Annotated in this window: 19 protein-coding genes; 3 read left to right on the forward strand and 16 right to left on the reverse strand. The window is 68.0% G+C overall.

The features are described 5' to 3' along the window. Positions 1-63 precede the first annotated feature (63 nt). The 8 genes from paaB to Q0716_RS04890 form a co-directional block, all read right to left on the reverse strand. The gene (paaB, locus tag Q0716_RS04855; RefSeq protein ID WP_299020277.1) at positions 64-402 is read right to left on the reverse strand and encodes a 1,2-phenylacetyl-CoA epoxidase subunit PaaB; all 339 of its coding nucleotides are present in this window, start codon (positions 400-402) and stop codon (positions 64-66) included. A gap of 47 nt (positions 403-449) precedes the next feature. Beyond that, entirely contained in the window at positions 450-1457 is a 1008-nt protein-coding gene (gene paaA / locus Q0716_RS04860; protein WP_299020279.1) for a 1,2-phenylacetyl-CoA epoxidase subunit PaaA, read from the reverse strand. 25 nt (positions 1458-1482) lie between these two features. Further along, positions 1483-2808, reverse strand: coding sequence for a phenylacetate--CoA ligase PaaK (gene paaK / locus Q0716_RS04865; RefSeq protein ID WP_299020281.1), 1326 nt, complete (start codon positions 2806-2808; stop codon positions 1483-1485). A 38-nt stretch (positions 2809-2846) separates the two neighbouring features. Next, positions 2847-3332, reverse strand: coding sequence for a hydroxyphenylacetyl-CoA thioesterase PaaI (gene paaI, locus Q0716_RS04870; RefSeq protein ID WP_299020283.1), 486 nt, complete (start codon positions 3330-3332; stop codon positions 2847-2849). Positions 3333-3441: 109 nt separating this feature from the next. Beyond that, positions 3442-4530: a phenylacetic acid degradation operon negative regulatory protein PaaX gene (gene paaX / locus Q0716_RS04875; RefSeq protein ID WP_299020285.1), complete on the reverse strand. Its 1089-nt coding sequence runs from the start codon at positions 4528-4530 to the stop codon at positions 3442-3444. Continuing rightward, positions 4517-5077: a flagellar transcriptional regulator FlhC gene (gene flhC, locus Q0716_RS04880; RefSeq protein WP_299020287.1), complete on the reverse strand. Its 561-nt coding sequence runs from the start codon at positions 5075-5077 to the stop codon at positions 4517-4519. Before flhC ends, paaX begins: the two co-directional genes overlap by 14 nt. A 64-nt stretch (positions 5078-5141) precedes the next feature. Further along, entirely contained in the window at positions 5142-5510 is a 369-nt protein-coding gene (flhD, locus tag Q0716_RS04885) for a flagellar transcriptional regulator FlhD (protein ID WP_299020289.1), read from the reverse strand. 192 nt (positions 5511-5702) lie between these two features. Beyond that, positions 5703-6266 carry a cob(I)yrinic acid a,c-diamide adenosyltransferase gene (locus Q0716_RS04890; RefSeq protein ID WP_299020291.1) on the reverse strand — a complete coding sequence of 188 codons (564 nt, stop codon included), beginning with the start codon at positions 6264-6266 and terminating at the stop codon, positions 5703-5705. A gap of 102 nt (positions 6267-6368) precedes the next feature. On the opposite strand from Q0716_RS04890, the gene Q0716_RS04895 reads away from it, so the two are divergent. Both Q0716_RS04895 and Q0716_RS04900 read left to right on the forward strand, forming a co-directional pair. Further along, a complete protein-coding gene (locus tag Q0716_RS04895) occupies positions 6369-7793 on the forward strand; it encodes an FAD-linked oxidase C-terminal domain-containing protein (RefSeq protein WP_299020293.1) in 1425 nt (474 codons plus the stop codon). Beyond that, complete coding sequence (locus Q0716_RS04900; protein ID WP_299020295.1) at positions 7790-9055, forward strand: diguanylate cyclase; 1266 nt, start codon at positions 7790-7792, stop codon at positions 9053-9055. Before Q0716_RS04895 ends, Q0716_RS04900 begins: the two co-directional genes overlap by 4 nt. On the opposite strand, the gene Q0716_RS04905 is transcribed toward Q0716_RS04900, so the two are convergent. The 5 genes from Q0716_RS04905 to mnmG form a co-directional block, all read right to left on the reverse strand. After that, positions 8986-9822 carry a class I SAM-dependent methyltransferase gene (locus Q0716_RS04905; RefSeq protein WP_299020298.1) on the reverse strand — a complete coding sequence of 279 codons (837 nt, stop codon included), beginning with the start codon at positions 9820-9822 and terminating at the stop codon, positions 8986-8988. The genes Q0716_RS04900 and Q0716_RS04905 overlap by 70 nt on opposite strands. After that, positions 9819-10796, reverse strand: coding sequence for a ParB/RepB/Spo0J family partition protein (locus Q0716_RS04910; protein ID WP_299020301.1), 978 nt, complete (start codon positions 10794-10796; stop codon positions 9819-9821). Before Q0716_RS04910 ends, Q0716_RS04905 begins: the two co-directional genes overlap by 4 nt. A 98-nt stretch (positions 10797-10894) precedes the next feature. Next, positions 10895-11665: a ParA family protein gene (locus tag Q0716_RS04915; protein WP_299020303.1), complete on the reverse strand. Its 771-nt coding sequence runs from the start codon at positions 11663-11665 to the stop codon at positions 10895-10897. A gap of 134 nt (positions 11666-11799) precedes the next feature. Continuing rightward, positions 11800-12486 carry a 16S rRNA (guanine(527)-N(7))-methyltransferase RsmG gene (rsmG, locus tag Q0716_RS04920; RefSeq protein WP_299020305.1) on the reverse strand — a complete coding sequence of 229 codons (687 nt, stop codon included), beginning with the start codon at positions 12484-12486 and terminating at the stop codon, positions 11800-11802. Continuing rightward, the gene (gene mnmG, locus Q0716_RS04925) at positions 12483-14489 is read right to left on the reverse strand and encodes a tRNA uridine-5-carboxymethylaminomethyl(34) synthesis enzyme MnmG (protein ID WP_299020307.1); all 2007 of its coding nucleotides are present in this window, start codon (positions 14487-14489) and stop codon (positions 12483-12485) included. The genes rsmG and mnmG overlap by 4 nt, the downstream gene beginning before the upstream one ends. A gap of 146 nt (positions 14490-14635) precedes the next feature. Here mnmG and Q0716_RS04930 point away from each other — a divergent pair, with 146 nt between their 5' ends. Further along, positions 14636-16195, forward strand: a complete 1560-nt coding sequence (locus tag Q0716_RS04930; RefSeq protein WP_299020310.1) for an ATP-binding protein — start codon at positions 14636-14638, stop codon at positions 16193-16195. Between the two features lie 50 nt (positions 16196-16245). On the opposite strand, the gene Q0716_RS04935 is transcribed toward Q0716_RS04930, so the two are convergent. The 3 genes from Q0716_RS04935 to Q0716_RS04945 all read right to left on the reverse strand — a co-directional run. Next, the gene (locus Q0716_RS04935) at positions 16246-16572 is read right to left on the reverse strand and encodes a flagellar protein FliT (protein WP_299020313.1); all 327 of its coding nucleotides are present in this window, start codon (positions 16570-16572) and stop codon (positions 16246-16248) included. A 26-nt stretch (positions 16573-16598) separates the two neighbouring features. Next, complete coding sequence (gene fliS, locus Q0716_RS04940; protein WP_299020316.1) at positions 16599-16994, reverse strand: flagellar export chaperone FliS; 396 nt, start codon at positions 16992-16994, stop codon at positions 16599-16601. Between the two features lie 261 nt (positions 16995-17255). Beyond that, positions 17256-17427: flagellin (locus tag Q0716_RS04945; RefSeq protein WP_299020319.1), on the reverse strand; the 172-nt coding region annotated here is incomplete at its 5' end.

The following is a 17427-nucleotide window of genomic DNA, read 5'->3' on the forward strand; positions in this document are numbered from 1 at the left end:
AGGCGTTGTCCCCCAGGTGCAGCAGGTAGTCCACGAGCGCGTTGTCGATCGCGACGGCGTTCATCACATGTGCCCCACTTCGTCCGGGATCTCGTAGAAGGTCGGGTGACGGTAGATCTTGTCCGCCGCAGGCTCGAAAAACTCGCCCTTGTCCGACGGGCGGCTGGCCACGATGGCGCTGGAGGGCACGACCCAGATGCTCACCCCCTCCTGGCGGCGGGTGTAGATGTCGCGCGCCATCTGCAGCGCATGCTCGGCGTCGGCGGCGTGCAGGCTGCCACAGTGCTTGTGCTCCAAGCCCTGTTTGCTGCGCACGAAGACTTCCCACAGCGGCCAGTCCTTCAGCGCCGGGGTGGCTTTGGTGGGCGCGTTCGCGCCCTCAGGGGTGGCGGGGTTGCTCATCGGTGGTTCCTTTCCTCGCTCGGGTCGATGACGGCGGGTGCGGCCGCTCAGGCCGCCGCCCGCAGCGCACGCTCGCGCTGCTTGCGCGCGTGCGCCAGCGCGCCCTCGCGCACCCAGGCGCCGTCCTCGTGTGCCTTGATGCGGGTGCCCAGGCGCTCCTTGTTGCAAGGGCCGTGGCCATTGACGGTCTGCCAGAACTCTTCCCAGTCGATTTCGCCGAAGTCGTAGTGTCCGCGCTCGGGGTTCCACTTGAGCTTGGGATCGGGCAGCGTCACGCCCAGCACCTCCGCCTGCGGCACGGTGGCGTCGACGAACTTTTGCCGCAACTCGTCGTTGCTGATGCGTTTGATGCCCCAGCGCATGCTCTGCTCGCTGTGCACACTGGCGCTGTCCGGGGGGCCAAACATCGCCAGGCACTTCCACCACCAGCGGTTCACCGCGTCTTGCACCATGTCGCGCTGCGCTTGCGAACCGCGCATCATGGTCAGCAGCAGCTCGTAGCCTTGGCGCTGGTGAAAGCTCTCCTCTTTGCAGATGCGAATCATCGCGCGCGCATACGGCCCGTAGCTGCAACGGCACAGCGGAATCTGGTTCATGATCGCAGCGCCGTCGACCAGCCAGCCGATCACGCCCACGTCGGCCCAGTTCAGCGTCGGGTAGTTGAAGATCGAGCTGTATTTGGCGCGACCGGTGAGCAACTGCTCGATCAGCTCGGCGCGGCTCACACCCAGCGTCTCGGCGGCCGAGTACAGGTACAGGCCGTGGCCGCCTTCGTCTTGCACCTTGGCCAGCAGGATGGCCTTGCGCTTGAGGCTCGGCGCGCGCGTGATCCAGTTGCCCTCCGGCAGCATGCCCACGACCTCGCTGTGCGCGTGCTGGCTGATCTGGCGAATCAGCGTTTTGCGATATGCCTCGGGCATCCAGTCCTGCGGCTCGATGCGGCCGTCGGCGTCGATGCGGGCCTGAAAGGCCTCGAGCTTGTCCGCCGGTTCGTCCGGCTGAATCGGCTGGACCTTGGCGCTTGGGTCGGGGATGCTCAGGGCTTGCGTGTACATGGCAGTCTCTCCGGTGGCGGCGGCGTCAGATGACGCGGGGGCGTTCGTCCTGCACCCGGCGGGCCTTGCCGGTCTGGGTGCGGGGCAGCGTGTCGGCATCGAGCACGGTGACGCGCGTGCTCACGCCAATGAAGGTCTTGATGCGGTGCTGCAGCTCGCGGCCGATGGCGGCGCGCTCGGCATCGCTGAGCCGACCGCTGGCCGCCCGCTGCAATTCGCAGCGCACCTCCAGATGGTCCAGATGCCCCTCGCGGGTGAGCACCAGCAGGTAGTTGCCCGACAGTTGCGGGTCGCGCAGGATCTGCTCCTCGATCTGCGTCGGAAAGACATTCACGCCGCGCAGGATGATCATGTCGTCGGTGCGCCCAGTGATCTTGCCCATGCGGCGAAACGACCGCGCCGTGGGCGGCAGCAGCCGGGTGCGATCGCGCGTGCGGTAGCGGATGACGGGCATCGCCTCCTTGGTCAGTGAGGTAAAGACCAACTCGCCCTCCTCGCCATCGGGCAGCACCTCGCCCGTGTCGGGGTCGATGATTTCGGGGTAGAAGTGGTCTTCCCAAATCACCGGCCCGTCCTTGGTTTCGATGCACTCGTTGGCCACGCCGGGGCCCATGACCTCCGACAAGCCGTAGATGTCGATGGCGTCCAGCCCCAGCTTGCGCTCGATTTCGGCGCGCATGCCCTCGCCCCAGGGCTCGGCGCCGAAGATGCCGACTTTGAGCGAAATCTCGTCGGGGCCAATGCCCAACCGCTCAAACTCCTCGGCAATCACGAGGGAATACGACGGCGTGACCATGATGATGTCGGGCTTGAAGTCCAGGATGAGCTGCACCTGCCGCTCGGTTTGGCCGCCGGACATCGGAATCACGGTGCAGCCCAGCCGCTCCGCGCCATAGTGCGCGCCCAGACCGCCGGTGAACAGCCCGTAGCCATACGCGACGTGCACGATGTCGCCCGGGCGGCCACCGGCGGCGCGAATGGAGCGCGCCACCAGCTGCGCCCAGGTGTCGATGTCACGCTGGGTGTAGCCGACCACGGTGGGCTTGCCCGTCGTCCCCGACGAGGCGTGCACGCGCACCACCTGCTCGCGCGGCACGGCAAACAGGCCGAACGGGTAGTTGTCGCGCAAGTCGGCCTTGGTGGTGAACGGGAATTTGGCCAAGTCGGCCAGCGTGCGCAAATCGTCGGGGTGCACGCCCGCGGCGTCGAACTTGGCGCGGTAGTGCGGCACGTGCTCGTACGCGTGACGCACGCTCCACTGCAGGCGCTGCAGTTGCAGCGCCGCAATCTCGTCGCGGCTGGCGGTCTCGATCGGCTCCAGGTCACCGGGGCGCGGGGCTTTGACGGGCATGGTCGGGTCTCCTCTGCTGGGGGTCGGTTCGGTGGCGTTCAGTCCCGGCTGGGTTGTGCTGCGGTCGGCTGCAAGCCCGCGATCACCTCACCGCCAATGCGGTAGCTTTTGCCGCGAAACAGCGCCACCGTCTTGCCACCGCGCACGCGCACCGTGATGTCGTACACGCCGGTGCGCCCGGCCAGCGAGCGCTCCTCGGCCTCGGCCTCCAGCACGTCGCCCTCGCGCGCTGGAGCCAAAAAATCGATGTGACAGGCCGACGCCACCGTGTTGTGGTTGTAGCTGTTGCAGGCGTAGGCAAAGGCGCTGTCGGCGAGCGTGAAGATCAGGCCGCCATGGCACAGGGCATGGCCGTTGACCATGTCGCGCCGCACCGGCATCGACAGCACCGCGCGGCCGGGCGCGATGACCTCCAGCCGCATGCCCAGCGCCTGCGTGGCGTGGTCGCGCGACCACATCGCGGCCGCGACCGCCTCGGCCAGGGCCTGCGGATCGGTGGGGGGGGCGTCGCGCTGCGGATTCATCGTGATACAAAAACAAGTGCGTTGTGACGTGTTTCAGTATCATGCAAAGCGCGCGGCAGCGCATCAGGGTTTTCCCGATGCGCTCCATCGCAGGGTTGGTGAAAGCGGCTCAGCCCAGCCGGGGCGCGCCGAGCGAGCACTCGTCGTCGAGCGGCTCGAAGCGCTGCCACAGCCACGGGGCGGCGGCGGGCGCGTGGCCGTCGGCCAGGCGCAGGTGCGCGTCCAGGTGGCGTTCGGCCGGCGCCAGCAGCAGCCGGTACAAGCGGCGGCAGACCTGGCGCGCGCGCTCTCCGGGCCAGTCGCGCGGCAGCAGTTCTTCGGGCAACTGCGGGTCGCGCAGCAGCAAACGGCGCCAGTCGTGGATGAGCAGCGTGCGTCCCAGAAACGCGCGCTCGGGCGGCGGCTCACCGTGCGCCTGCACCTCGGCACCGATGGGCTCGTAGCGCGCGACGAAGGTCACATAGGCCTGCGCGAGCGCTTCTAGATTCCACGCCTGGCGTACCAGATCGCGATCCGGGGCCGTGCCACGCAGGGGCAGGCGCTCGGCACGCAGCGGCAGCACGTGGGCGCGGTGTCTGCCCAAGCCGTCGGCCTGCAGCGCCTCCAGCGTCGCTGTGAGGTCGGCACTCGGGTGCACGAACACGCTGCCCGGAAGCTCGCCGTAGCCCTGCCAGTACAGCGAGCGGCGCAGCCGCTCGCGCTCGCGCGCAGGCAAGGTACCCGTCAACAGGAGCAAGCGCCAGCGTAAGTCCCAGCGGGGCGCCCGGGCCGCGTAGATCTGGCGCGAGGCTTCTTCGAAGCGCACACGACCGGCCTCGGTCAGCATGTAGTCGGTGCGGCGCCCGCGGGCCTGCGTGGTCAGCCACCCCTCTTGCACCAAGCGGTAGACGGCGGTGCGCACCAGGCGCTCGTTGACCCCGAGCGGTTCGAGCAGCCGGATCAGACTGCCCAACCACAGCCGCGCCCCGCGCGGCAGCACCGCGTCGCCAAACACCGAGACGATGAGCGAGCCCGCCTGCACACGCCCCTGGCGGGCAAAGGCCTCGATGCGCGCCTGCAGCGGCGAGCCAGTGGCGCCGTCGTCGACCGGCGCGGCGGCAGTAGACACGGACAGAGGCCGGGTGAGCGTCATGCCCCGATGGTAGCGCCAGCGGCGCTGCCCCGCCGGGGCCAGCGGCGGCGCGTCAAGCGTCGGCACGCAGGGCGCCGTCAGCGCGTCCCTTGCCAGCACGCGCCGGTGGCTTGCACAGGCCACAGACGTAGTGGCGGGTATTGATGTACGGGTCGGCGACGAAGTGACCACCACAGCATGTGCAGCGGGTGCGCACCAGCATGCCCGCATCCATGAAGCGCGCCAGCCGCCACGCGCGCGTGAAGCTCAGCAGCGGCTCCAGTCCGCACACCTGCATCTGTTCGGCGTACAGGCGGTACGCCTTCATCACGGCGTCGATGTCGTCCAGCGCCACGGTCTTGATGAGCGACTGGCGGATGTTTTCGAACAGCGACGCATGAATGTTGGGCTGCCACTGCAAGAAATAATCGGTGGAAAACGGCAGCTGCCCCTTGCTGGGCGAACGCCCCGTCACTTCCTTGTACAGGCGCAGCAGCTTTTCGTACGACAGGTTCGTTTCGCTCTCCAGCACCTGCAGCCGCGCGCCCAGGCCGATGAGCTCGATGGCGCGCTCGATGTCGCGGCTTTCGCTGACGATGCTCTTGGAGGCGGATTCGGCGGTGGCGGTGGTCATGGCAGGCTCCAACATTGGGGGTAGCAGGTGCTTGGGCAATTCAGCGAAGGCGGCCGCAGGCGGATCAGGCCGCGGTGTCGGCCAGCCGACCGGCCATCAGGATGCTGGCGTGCAGGCGCTGGGCAGCCTCGCCCACCGAGCGCTGGGGGGCGTGGCTACTGGTCAGCAGCTTCCACACGATGTCGTCGGCGTCCTGGAAGCGGCACAGCAGCGTGTTGTGGCTGGCCAGCTTGACGATTTGCGCGGGGGTGAGCGCCGCGATCAAATCGGCCGCCGTTTCGCTCAAGCCCAGGCGGAACGTCGCCTCCGCCTTGTCGGCACGGATGAGGCGCTGCGCCAGCATCAGGTAGGTCAGGTTCGCCTCGCGGATTTCGGCCAGCAGTTGCTCGCGCTCGGCATCGAGGGTGTGGGTAGCGGCGGCGGTAGCGGTCATGGCAGCACTCCTTTTCAGGGTTGGCGCGTGCCGGGCATCAGGGTTTAGCACAGCCCGGGAGCGTTGGTTCGTTGAAAAGGATTGTGAAAACCGCCCTGCTTTCCTTGAATCCGAAGGTGTCTGTTCGCGCCGTCAGCGCGCCGGCGACGTGCGTGTCAGGCAAATACCGATACGCACGTCGGGCGCGCACCATCAATCGTCACCACGCGCCAGGCGTTCGCTCTTCCAGTACACGTCGTCGCCACCGTCGACCCTATTGAGCACGCGCGCCAGCACGAACATCAGGTCACTGAGCCGATTGAGGTACTGACGCAGTGCGTCGCCGATGGCCTCGTCGTTGCCCAGTGCCACCACGCTGCGCTCGGCGCGCCGCGCCACGGTGCGGCACACGTGCGCCAGGGCAGCCGCGCGCGTGCCAGCGGGCAAGATGAACTCGCGCAGCCGCGGCAGCTGCGCGTTGTAGCGCTCCAGCGCCGCATCCAGCGCCGCCACGGCCTCGGGCTGGAGCAGCTCGTAGCCCGGGATGCTCAGCTCCCCGCCCAGGTTGAAGAGCTGGTGCTGGATCTCGACCAGCAGCTCGCGCACATCGGCCGGCATGGCCTCGCACAGCAGCACCCCGATGTGGGAGTTGAGCTCGTCCACGTCGCCCATGGCGTGCACGCGTAGGCTGGCCTTGCTGACGCGCTGGTTGTTGCCGAGCCCCGTGGTGCCGGCGTCGCCGGTGCGGGTCGCGATTTGCGTGAGACGGTTGCCCATGCGGGGTTCCTCCAGTAGCGACAGGGCGCGCGGGGCGCCGATAATCCACTCATTATCGGCAACGACGCCGAGGCCCGCGTTCCGCCCCGCAGGAGACCCCCCATGAACGCTCCGCTGACCACCCCCCTGCTGCCCGAGGTGCGCGAGCGGCCGCTGCCGCCCGACGCCTTGGCCGCGCTGCAAGCGCGCTTTGGCGCGCGCTGCTCGACTGCGCTGGCGGTGCGCGAGCAGCACGGCCGCGACGAGTCGGCCTACACCCACATCCCGCCGCCCGCTGCCGTGGTGTTTGCCGAATCCACCCAGGACGTGGCCGACGCGGTGCGCATCGCGGCCGCGTGGCGCGTGCCGGTCATCCCGTTTGGCGTGGGCTCCTCACTGGAGGGGCACCTGCTCGCGGTGCAAGGCGGCATCAGCCTGGATGTGAGCCGCATGAACCAGGTACTGGCCGTGCAGCCCGAAGACCTAACCGCCACCGTCCAGCCTGGCGTGACGCGCAAACAACTCAACGACGCGGTCAAGCACCTGGGCCTGTTCTTCCCCATCGACCCGGGGGCGGATGCGTCGATCGGCGGCATGGCCGCCACGCGCGCCAGCGGCACCAACGCCGTGCGCTATGGAACCATGCGCGAAAACGTGTTGGCCTTGGAGGTCGTCACCGCCAGTGGCGAGGTCATCCACACCGGCACGCGCGCGCGCAAGAGCAGCGCGGGCTACGACCTGACGCGCCTGTTCGTCGGCAGCGAAGGCACGCTGGGCATCCTGACGCAAATCACCGTGCGGCTGTATCCCTTGCCCGAGGCCGTCTCGGCCGCCATCTGCTCCTTCCCCAGCATCGAGGCGGCCGTGCGCACCACCATCGCCATCATCCAGATGGGCATCCCGATCGCGCGCTGTGAGCTGCTCGACGCGCGCACGGTACGCGCCGTCAATGCGCACAGCAAGCTGGGCCTGCGTGAGGAGCCGATGCTGCTGATGGAATTTCACGGCTCACCCAGCGGTGTGCGCGAGCAGGCCGAGGCGGTACAGGCGATCGCCGACGAGTACGGGGGACAGGCCTTCGAGTGGGCCACCACCCCCGAGGAACGCACGCGGCTGTGGACGGCGCGCCACAACGCCTACTTTGCTGGCGTGCAAAGCCGCCCGGGCTGCCGCGCCATCACCACCGACGCCTGCGTGCCCATCAGCCGGCTGGCCGACAACGTGCTGGCCGCCGTGGCCGAGGCTGACGCCGCCGGACTGCCGTATTTCATGGTCGGGCACGTGGGGGACGGCAACTTCCACATGGGCTACCTGATCGACCCCACCGACCCGGCCGAGCGCGCCACCGCCGAGCGCCTGAACCAGGCGCTGGTCCAGCGCGCCCTGGCCAGCGGCGGCACCTGCACCGGCGAGCACGGCGTGGGCTTGCACAAAATAGCCTTTCTGCGTGCCGAGGCCGGCGACGGGGCGCTCGCGGTCATGCGCGCCATCAAGGCCGCGCTCGACCCGCACGATATCTTGAATCCGGGCAAGGTGCTCCTAATGTGAGTGCGCACGGACTGGTCCATTCCCCGCGACGCGCTTGGCGCACCAGCGTCATCGCCACCTGGATCCTCGTCTTGACCACGATGGCGCAGGCGCTGCTCATCGCGCGTGGCGTGGAACGGGTACGTGACATCGGGCACGCGTTCGAGGCGGTCGTCGAGCGCTGGTTGCCCGCCGCCCAATTCGCACGTGACATGCAGACGGCGGCGCAAAACCGCATCATCCACCTGCTGCGCATGGTGGCCGAGCCCGACCCGCTGGCGCGGGAGGACGACGCGCGCGCCTTCGAGCGCGAAGGGCTGGCCTTTGGGCAAGCGCGCGACGCCTTGATCGGGCTGACACTCGGCACCGAGGGCCAGCAGCGGTTGGAGGCGGTGCTCGCGCATGCTGTCCAGTTATCCAAAGCACAGCGCCGGGCGGTTGAAGCGTTGCTGCTCGGACAGGATGATGTGGCACGGGGAATCATGGACACGGAGCGCGTGCTGGAACAACAGCGGGCCCTGGTAGGGGAATTGGCACAGCTCGTGCAGTGGATGGGCGAGCGCGTCCGGCGGGAACAACAGGCCGTGCAGGCCGAACAAACCGCCGTCTTGCACACCCTGCTGATGCTGGGCGTGAGCATTTTTGGTTTTGGCCTGGCGGCGGGCTTCGTGGTGGCCAGAGTGATCCGGCGCGCCGAAGACGTGCTGCACGCCGAGCGCGAAGAAGCCGAGCGCGCCGCGCACACCGATGCGCTGACCGGGCTGCTCAACCGGCGCGGCTTCGAATGCGCACAGCAGCAGTGGCGGCGTACGGCGCAGCCCGGCGAGGTGCACGCCCTGCTGCTGATCGACCTGGACCGCTTCAAGCCGATCAACGACGAAGCCGGTCACGACGCCGGAGACGCCGCGTTGCGGCGCATCGCAGCCCTCATGCGTGACCATGTGCGCCCGCAGGACGCCGTGGCGCGCCTGGGCGGCGACGAGTTCGCCATTCTGTTGCATCGGCGCGACGCGGCGCAGGCCGTCGCCGTGGCCGAGCGCCTGCGCGACGCCATTGCGGGCTTGGGGTTCGAGTGGGGCGGTCGGCGCTTTGTCTTGGGCGCCAGCATCGGTGTGGCCTCCTTCGATGCGGGCCACACGGCAGACGACGACTGGTCACGGGTGCTCAAAGCCGCCGACGACGCCTGCTACCGGGCCAAGCGCGCCGGGCGCAATCAGGTGGTCTGCGCGGGCGAGACCTCCGCGACCGAGGCGGCCGGAGAGCCGTCCTCGGTCATGCGGTAGGCCCACACGGGCCAACCGTCAGGGCAGTGCCAGACCGTGGTCGGCGCCCAATCGGGCACGGCAAATTCCAAGCTCACCAGCCACGCGCCAGGCTGCATTTCGGCCGCCGCCTTGGCCGCTGCGCGCGGCATCGTCTCGGGCCGCTGAAACAGATACACCAAATCGTAGCCCGACCAATCTTCGGCCCACAAATCGCCCTGGCGCACCCGGGCACCGACGGGCGCGCGCGCCCGCGCCAACCATACCAGCGGCCACGCGCGCTCAATACCGATCAACTCGGCATCGGGATAGGCGCGCTCTAGGGCGCGCAGCCCATCCCCGGTGCCGCAGCCGGCATCCAGCACGCGCGCGCGCGGCGCCAACCAGACCGCCTCGCGCAAGCCATCGAGCGCGCCGGGCGGCGTCGGATACAACGGCGCGTCGCGCCAGTTGCGCAATGGGTACAGCGCCAGCAACGCCAGCGCCAGCACGGCCCACGCCCACACCGGCGGCGTGGGCACCAGGCCGGCGGCCAGCACCCACGACAGCGGAAAACCCAGCGCCATGATGACGCGCCGCACAGGTGTGCCGCCGCGGCGGATGGCCCACAACACCGACAACAGGGCGACGATGCCGAACGCTTCGGCCGGGGGGCGCTGCAGGCCGACCCGCAGCGCGACGAAAGCCGCCCAGGCCGCGGCCCACAAGGCCAGCGCAGGCAGTGGCCAGCGGTCGCGCGCCGCCTCGGGGGGCGCTCGATGGGTGGCGTTGCGGCGCGGCGCTGTCACGGCTGCAGCGCGCGCAGGCGCTCGATCAACCCGTTGAGCTCGTCGAGCGAGCCGAACGCGATGGCCAACTCGCCTTGCTCCTGCACCCGGCCGTGGCGCTTGACGCGCTTCTTGATGCGCACCTCTACCTCGGCCGCCAACAGCTCGGACAACTCTTCCTCCACCCGGCGCACGTCGCGCGATTTTTCGGCCTTGGGGCGCGGGGGCGTGAGGGCAAATTCAGCCGCCAGGCGCTTGACGAGCGACTCGGCCTCGCGCACCGACAGCCCTTTGGCCGCGATCTGGTGGGCCGCGGTGATCTGGCTGGCCCGATCCAGGCTCAGCAGCGCGCGCGCGTGGCCCATGTCCAGGTCGCCCGCCATCAACATGGTCTGCACCGGCTCGGCCAATTGCAGCAGGCGTAGCAGGTTGGTGGCCGCGCTGCGGGAGCGGCCCACCGCTTGCGCAGCCTGCTCGTGCGTCAGCCCAAACTCCTTGATCAAGCGCTGCAGCCCTTGCGCCTCCTCCAGTGGATTCAGGTCTTCGCGCTGGATGTTTTCGATCAGCGCCATCGCGGCCGCCGCTTCGTCTGGCACCTCGCGCACCAGCACCGGCACGCTGTCCAGCCCGGCCAGGCGCGCGGCGCGAAAGCGGCGCTCACCGGCGATGATTTCGTACACTGGGCGCTCGCCCGGGGGCGCGCCCTCGGCAAAAGCACGCCCGGCTGGGCTGGCGTGCCATGCCGCCAGCCGCTGCGCACCAACGTCGTCCGCCAACCGGCGCACCAACACCGGCTGCATCACACCCTGCGCGCGAATGCTTTCGGCCAGCTCGTACAGCGCGCCCTCGTCCATGCGCGTGCGCGGCTGATACGCACCGGGCACCAGATCGCACAGGCGCAGCTCGCGCGGCGCGTCGGGCGCCTCGGCATCGACTGCCGGGCCCAGCAGCGCCTCCAGCCCTCGTCCCAGCCCTTTGGGTTTTTTGTTGATCATCGGTCCATCCTTTCGTTTTCCTCGTGTCCCGTTCGCGTCAAGGGACTGCCCCCCGCGGCGGGCGGCATGGTGTGCCCGCGCATCGCTGGTTCTCGCCGTCACAAACGCTCGACGCGCGCCACCATCTCGCGCGCAAAATCGACGAACGCCTTGGACCCGCGCGCCGAGGGGTCGAACACCACCCCCGGCAGGCCGTAACTGGGCGCCTCGGCCAAGCGCACGTTGCGCGGGATGACGGTGTCGAACACCTTGTCGCCAAAGTGCCCTTTGAGCTGCTCGCTGACCTGCTGCTGCAGCGTGATGCGCGGGTCGAACATCACCCGCAGCAGGCCGATGAGCTTGAGTTGGCGGTTCAGGTTGGCGTGCACCTGCTTGATGCTGTTGACCAAATCGGACAGTCCCTCGAGCGCGAAGTATTCACACTGCATCGGCACGATGACGCCGTGCGCGGCACACAACCCGTTGAGGGTGAGCAGACTCAACGACGGGGGGCAGTCGATGAGGACGAAATCATAGTCCGCCTGTACGGTCTCCAGCGCGTCGCGCAGCCGGTGTTCGCGGCGCTCCAGCGCCACCAACTCCACCTCGGCACCCGCCAGCTCGCGATTGGCGCCCAGCACGTCGTAGCCCACCGCATCGCTGCGCCGGGCCGCCGCGGGCACCGTCGTCTGGCCTAACAGCACCTCGTACACCGTGGGTTGCAGCGTTCGTTTGTCCACGCCCGAGCCCATGGTCGCGTTGCCCTGCGGATCCAGGTCAACCATCAGCACCCGCTGACCGATTTGGGCCAGCCCCGCGGCGAGATTGACCGTGGTGGTGGTCTTGCCCACCCCGCCTTTTTGGTTGGCGATGCAAAAGACGCGCGCCATCGTCAGCCCTTCCGTTCATCGGCATCGATCCGCCCCAGGGAAAAGGCGCCGTCACCGGCGCCCCGGATCGAATCGCTATTGCTTCAAGCTTGCGGCCGCGCGCTGCACGGCGGCGGCAGGGTGCGAGTTTACGGTCATTCGTCGCCTGCGGGCCGCATCCAGACCAGACAGCGCTCGGCCCCCAGCCCCGGCACCGACAGGTGTTCCACGTGAAACACCTGCACCGTGGCGGGCAACGCCGCCATCTCGTCGTGGGGCACCCGGCCTTTCATCGCCATCCACACCCCTCGTGGAGCCAAGGTGTGGCGCGAACACGCCACGAAGTCCGCCAGCGCGGCGAAAGCCCGTGAGCACACCACATCGTAGGCGCCCGCCACGGCCTCCACGCGCGCATGCACGCCGGACAAGTTGGCCAACGTCAGGCTGGCCGCCACCTGGGTCAGGAAAGCGGCCTTCTTGGCTACCGCATCCACGCACGTCACGGCGAGATCCGGACAGGTGATGGCCAGCACGACGCCAGGCAAACCACCGCCCGACCCCACGTCCAGCACGCGGGCGGCGCTCGGCGCGACGCTTGCGGGCGGCATCGGCGGCAGCCCCAACTGGCGCCGCAGCGGGGGGACGACCGCCAAGCTGTCCAGCACATGGTGGGTGAGCATCTCGGCCGGCGAGCGCACCGCCGTCAGGTTGTACACCCGGTTCCAGCGCAGCAACGCTTCCAGATAGCCCAACAAGCGCTGCACGGCGCTATCCGGCAGCACCAGCCCGAGGTCCGCCAACCCCGCTCGCAGTGCGGGCTCCAGATCGCCGACCGTCGTCATGCCGCGCGCGCCTCGCCCTCGGCATCCACCGTCACGCCCGACGGGCTGCCTACGGAAGTATCGGCAAACCCCTTGAAGCGGCCGCGCTTGAGGTGAATCAACAGCAGCGAGATCGCCGCCGGCGTGACGCCCGAAATGCGCGCGGCCTGCCCCAACGTCTCGGGCCGGTGTTTCTGCAGCTTTTGCCGCACCTCGATGCTCAGCGCCGCGACCTGCATGTAGTCCAGTTCGGGGGGCAAGCGCAAATGCTCGTAAGCCGCGGTGCGCTCGACCTCGTCGCGCTGACGCTCGATGTAGCCCGCGTACTTGGCGCCGATCTCCACTTGCTCCACCACGGGGGCGTAGAGGTCGCCCAAGGTTTCACGTGAAACGTCGGGTGCGGCATAGCGCCCATCCTCCAGCGACATCAGCGCTTCGTACCCGACGCCCGGGCGTCGCAGCAAGTCGAACAGGTTGTATTCGTGCTCGATCCCTTTGCCCAGCACGCGCTCGGCCTCCGCCGCCGACACGATGCGCGGGTTGACCCAGGTCGATTTGAGGCGCTCGGTTTCACGTGAAACCGCGTCACGCTTGCGGCAAAACGCATCCCAGCGCGCGTCGTCCACGAGCCCCAGGCGACGCCCCGTCTCCGTCAGCCTCGCATCGGCGTTGTCCTCCCGCAGCTGCAAGCGGTACTCCGCGCGGCTGGTGAACATGCGGTACGGCTCCGTCACGCCCTTGGTGATCAGGTCGTCCACCAACACGCCCAGGTACGCCTCATCCCGCCGCGGCACCCACGGCTCGCGCTCCAGCACCTGCAGCGCGGCGTTGATGCCCGCGTACAGCCCTTGTGCTGCCGCCTCCTCGTAGCCCGTGGTGCCGTTGATCTGCCCGGCAAAAAACAAGCCGCGGATGGCCTTCGTCTCGAATGTGGTCCGCAACCCGCGCGGGTCGAAATAGTCGTATTCGATCGCGTAACCCGGGCGCAGGATGTGTGCTTTTTCCAACCCGGCGATGGAGCGCACCATCTCCACCTGCACGTCGAACGGCAAGCTGGTGGAAATGCCGTTCGGGTACACCTCGTGCGTGTCCAGCCCCTCGGGTTCCAGAAAGATCTGATGGCTGTCCTTGTCGGCAAAGCGGTTGACCTTGTCCTCCACGCTCGGGCAGTAGCGCGGCCCCACTCCCTCGATCTTGCCGGTGAACATCGGGCTGCGGTCGAACCCGCTGCGGATGATGGCGTGCGTGCGCGCGTTGGTGTGCGTCACCCAACACGGCAACTGCGGCGGATGCATCTCGGGCCGCCCCATGAAGCTAAACACCGGCACCGGCCGCCCCTCGGTCTCGGACCCGGGCATGCCGTCCCCGGGCTGCACCGTGCAACGCGACCAGTCGATGGTGCGCCCGTCCAAGCGCGGGGGCGTGCCGGTCTTGAGCCGCCCTTGCGGCAACTGCAGTTCTTTCAGGCGCGCCGACAAGCTGACCGCGGGCGGGTCGCCCGCACGACCGGCGCTGTAATGCTGCAATCCGACGTGGATTTTGCCGTCCAGAAACGTGCCCGCCGTCAGCACCACCGCGCGTGCGCGGAAGCGCACGCCAATCTGCGTCACGGCGCCCACCACCCGGTCACCCTCCAACATCAGGTCGTCCACCGCCTGTTGAAACAACCACAGGTTGGGCTGGTTTTCTAGCCGACGCCGAATCGCGGCCTTGTACAGCTTGCGGTCCGCCTGGGCGCGCGTGGCGCGCACCGCGGGGCCCTTGCTCGCATTGAGGATGCGAAACTGGATCCCGGCCTCGTCGGTGGCCAGCGCCATCGCGCCGCCCAGCGCGTCCACCTCTTTGACCAGGTGTCCTTTGCCAATGCCGCCTATGCTGGGGTTGCAGCTCATCTGCCCCAGCGTCTCGATGTTGTGTGTCAGCAGCAGCGTGCGGCAGCCCATGCGGGCCGCCGCCAGCGCGGCTTCGGTGCCGGCATGGCCGCCGCCGACGACAATGACATCGAACTCCTGTGGGTACAGCATGGACCGGTCGCTCCAACAACGACAGGCCGGCTGCCTGCAAGGCCCGGCCTACGAATAATGAAAGGGAGCGATTTTCCCACGATCGACCACGCCGCGCACATCACCCCGATTTACCCACCCCACCTCATCTGCCAAAATCGTCCGTCATGCAGCGGCTCAAACTGCCCATCGGCATCCAGACCTTCCGCGACATCCGCGAAGGGGGCTACTACTACGTCGACAAGACCGCGTTTGCGCACCGGCTGGCCGCCACGGGCAAGTACTACTTCCTCTCGCGCCCGCGGCGCTTCGGCAAATCGCTCTTTTTGGATACGCTCGCCGAACTCTTCGCCGGCAACGAGCCGCTCTTTCGGGGGCTGTACTGCCACGACAAGTGGGATTGGTCCAAGCGGCATCCCGTCATTCGGATCAGCTTCGCCGAAGGGCGGCTGGAGAGCCGAGAGCAACTGGATGAGCGCATCCGCGAACTGCTCGACAACCACCAGCGCTCCCTTGGAATCCACTGCGAGCACCGCTCCATCTCGGGCTGCTTTGGCGAGCTCATCGAGCGGGCCACGCAAAAATACGGCCAGCGCGCCGTCGTCTTGGTCGATGAATACGACAAACCCATCCTCGACAACCTCACCGACCCCGACGTCGCCCGCGCCATGCGCGATGGGCTGATGAACCTCTACTCGGTCATCAAGGGGCAAGACGCGCACATCCAGTTCGCCTTCCTGACCGGTGTGTCCAAGTTCAGAACAGCGTCGATCTTCTCGGGCCTGAACAACCTCAACGACATCACGGTCGATGCGGCCTACTCGGCCATCTGTGGCTATACGGAAACAGACGTCGATACCGTCTTCGCCCCGGAGCTCGAGGGGCTCGATCGCGACGACATCCGCCGCTGGTACAACGGCTACCGCTGGCTGGGCGAGTCGGTCTACAACCCGTTCGATGTGCTGCTGCTGCTGCAAGAGCGCACCTTTCGCGCTTACTGGTTCGAGACCGGCACACCCACCTTCTTGGTCGATTTGCTGCGCAGCCGCCAGACGTTTACCCCACAGCTCGACACCCTGGTGGCCGATGATCAGCTCCTGGGCGCGTTCGATGTCGAGTACATCGGCACCGAAGCCCTGCTGTGGCAGACGGGCTATCTCACTATTACCGGCGTGGAGCGGCTCGGGGGACTCGTGCAGTACCAACTGGGCTACCCCAACCGCGAGGTGGAAAGCGCCTTCAACCAGGCGCTGCTGCGCGCGTGGGTGCCACCGCAGGTGCCCACGCAGCCGCTGCCGCTTCTGAAGAAGTGGTTCGCGCTCGATTGGACTGCCCTGCGCGCGCACTTCGAGTCGCTCTTTGCCGGCATCCCGGCCGACTGGTACCGCGCGAATCCCGTCCTGCACTATGAGGGCTACTGGGCCAGCGTCTTTTACTCGCACCTCGCCAGCCTCGGGCTCGATCTCACCCCGGAAGACGTCACGAACCAAGGCCGCATCGACTTGACGCTCAAACTGCCGCAGGCCATCGTCATCATGGAGTTCAAGCGCATCGATGGCGACCAACCCACGGGCGAGGCGATCGCCCAGCTGCGACAGAGGGGCTACGCCGACAAATACCGCGCCGACGGCCGCCCCATCTGGCTGCTGGGCGTGGAGTTCAGCAGCGCCACGCGCAATGTGGTGGGGTGGGACGTTCAGCCTGCCTCCCCGGATCTTCATTCCTGACCATCCCGCGACGTGGGACAGAGCGGTGTCCGCGACGCGCGGGCACCGGATCAGTGCAGCCAAGCGCTGCGGATCGGCTCGCCTGGGGGCACGTCGCCCCACACATCCAGCCACGGCTCGGCCAGCGCGCGGATCTGCGCATCGTGGCGCAAAATGGCCAACATGATGCGGTGCTTCTCTGCCCGCTCGGCGGGCGTGAGCTGCGCGTGCTCACCCTGCTCGCGCAGGCGCTCGATCAACACCGCGCAGGCGCCTTCCAGTTCCACGACGCGGTCCCAGTCGTCGGCCTGCGCCGCTTGCAGCATGCGGGCGCTCGCGTCTTCCAGGGCTTGATAGACGTCCATCACGCTGGGGCTGGGTTTGGGGGTAGCGCTCATGATTCGGGCCTCCGGCAGTCGGCTGCTTACTGGGGGCGGATGGCTTTCCAGCCGTCGGCGACGGTGCGCAGATGCTGGCGTACCTCTGCGAACAGCGCACGGTCGCGCTTGGCGTGCGCCTCCGCCAAGCGGGCGGCGCAATAGGCGTACAAGCCATCGAGCCGCTCGGCCAGCTCGCCACCTTTTTCCAGGTCCAGTCCGCCGCGCAGGCCCTCTTGCAGCAGCATCACGGCCTTCTTCACCGCCTTGCCGCGCCTCTCCGTCTCGTGTGTCTCCAGGGCGCCCATCGCCACCGCGATCTGCTCATCGATCGCGTCGAACAGCATCTCGATCAGCCCGTGCGGGTCGGCCGTGGTGGCGCGGGTGCTGGCGGCCATCTGGCCGTAGGTCTTGGCGTGTTTCATGGGGGTCAGAGCAAGCATGGTGGCCCTCGCGTGATTGCGAACGATGTTCGATGAGTTTTGTATCGTCCATCGACACGCACACTTGAGGGCTCGGCGCCTCGCGTAAGCCATGATATCGACCGGGCGAGGGGTGCTATTGCCGCTGAAGCGCTTTGCTGAAGGAGCCGCACCGTGGCGAGTGTCTGCACTGTGAGTGGGCCGTGCGTGGCCCGCGTCGCTTGCTGCCAAAAAAGCGAAAGCGGCCGGATGCCGCTTTCGTCATCGGGTCTGGTAACGCCGTCAGCCCTGCAACAGTCGCAGCACGTTCTGTGGCAGCTGGTTGGCCTGGGCGATCATGGCGGTGCCGGCTTGCTGCAGGATTTGGGTGCGGCTCAGGTTGGCCGTCTCGGCGGCGAAGTCGGCGTCCATGATGCGGCCGCGGGCGGCGGTTTGTTTCTCGATACCAATACGC

The organism is uncultured Tepidimonas sp. (genome assembly GCF_938045175.1).
Lineage (GTDB): Bacteria > Pseudomonadota > Gammaproteobacteria > Burkholderiales > Burkholderiaceae_C > Tepidimonas.

Excerpts from the sequence above, each read along its gene's own strand:
- fliS (WP_299020316.1), bottom strand. The coding sequence starts at position 16,994 with ATGCTTGCTCTGACCCCCATGAAACACGCCAAGACCTACGGCCAGATG.
- Q0716_RS04895 (WP_299020293.1), top strand. The coding sequence starts at position 6,369 with ATGAACGCTCCGCTGACCACCCCCCTGCTGCCCGAGGTGCGCGAGCGG.
- paaI (WP_299020283.1), bottom strand. The coding sequence starts at position 3,332 with ATGAATCCGCAGCGCGACGCCCCCCCCACCGATCCGCAGGCCCTGGCC.
- Q0716_RS04910 (WP_299020301.1), bottom strand. The coding sequence starts at position 10,796 with ATGATCAACAAAAAACCCAAAGGGCTGGGACGAGGGCTGGAGGCGCTG.
- flhC (WP_299020287.1), bottom strand. The coding sequence starts at position 5,077 with ATGACCACCGCCACCGCCGAATCCGCCTCCAAGAGCATCGTCAGCGAA.
- Q0716_RS04930 (WP_299020310.1), top strand. The coding sequence starts at position 14,636 with ATGCAGCGGCTCAAACTGCCCATCGGCATCCAGACCTTCCGCGACATC.
- mnmG (WP_299020307.1), bottom strand. The coding sequence starts at position 14,489 with ATGCTGTACCCACAGGAGTTCGATGTCATTGTCGTCGGCGGCGGCCAT.
- paaK (WP_299020281.1), bottom strand. The coding sequence starts at position 2,808 with ATGCCCGTCAAAGCCCCGCGCCCCGGTGACCTGGAGCCGATCGAGACC.
- Q0716_RS04890 (WP_299020291.1), bottom strand. The coding sequence starts at position 6,266 with ATGGGCAACCGTCTCACGCAAATCGCGACCCGCACCGGCGACGCCGGC.
- rsmG (WP_299020305.1), bottom strand. The coding sequence starts at position 12,486 with ATGACGACGGTCGGCGATCTGGAGCCCGCACTGCGAGCGGGGTTGGCG.
- Q0716_RS04915 (WP_299020303.1), bottom strand. The coding sequence starts at position 11,665 with ATGGCGCGCGTCTTTTGCATCGCCAACCAAAAAGGCGGGGTGGGCAAG.
- paaA (WP_299020279.1), bottom strand. The coding sequence starts at position 1,457 with ATGTACACGCAAGCCCTGAGCATCCCCGACCCAAGCGCCAAGGTCCAG.
- Q0716_RS04935 (WP_299020313.1), bottom strand. The coding sequence starts at position 16,572 with ATGAGCGCTACCCCCAAACCCAGCCCCAGCGTGATGGACGTCTATCAA.
- flhD (WP_299020289.1), bottom strand. The coding sequence starts at position 5,510 with ATGACCGCTACCGCCGCCGCTACCCACACCCTCGATGCCGAGCGCGAG.
- paaB (WP_299020277.1), bottom strand. The coding sequence starts at position 402 with ATGAGCAACCCCGCCACCCCTGAGGGCGCGAACGCGCCCACCAAAGCC.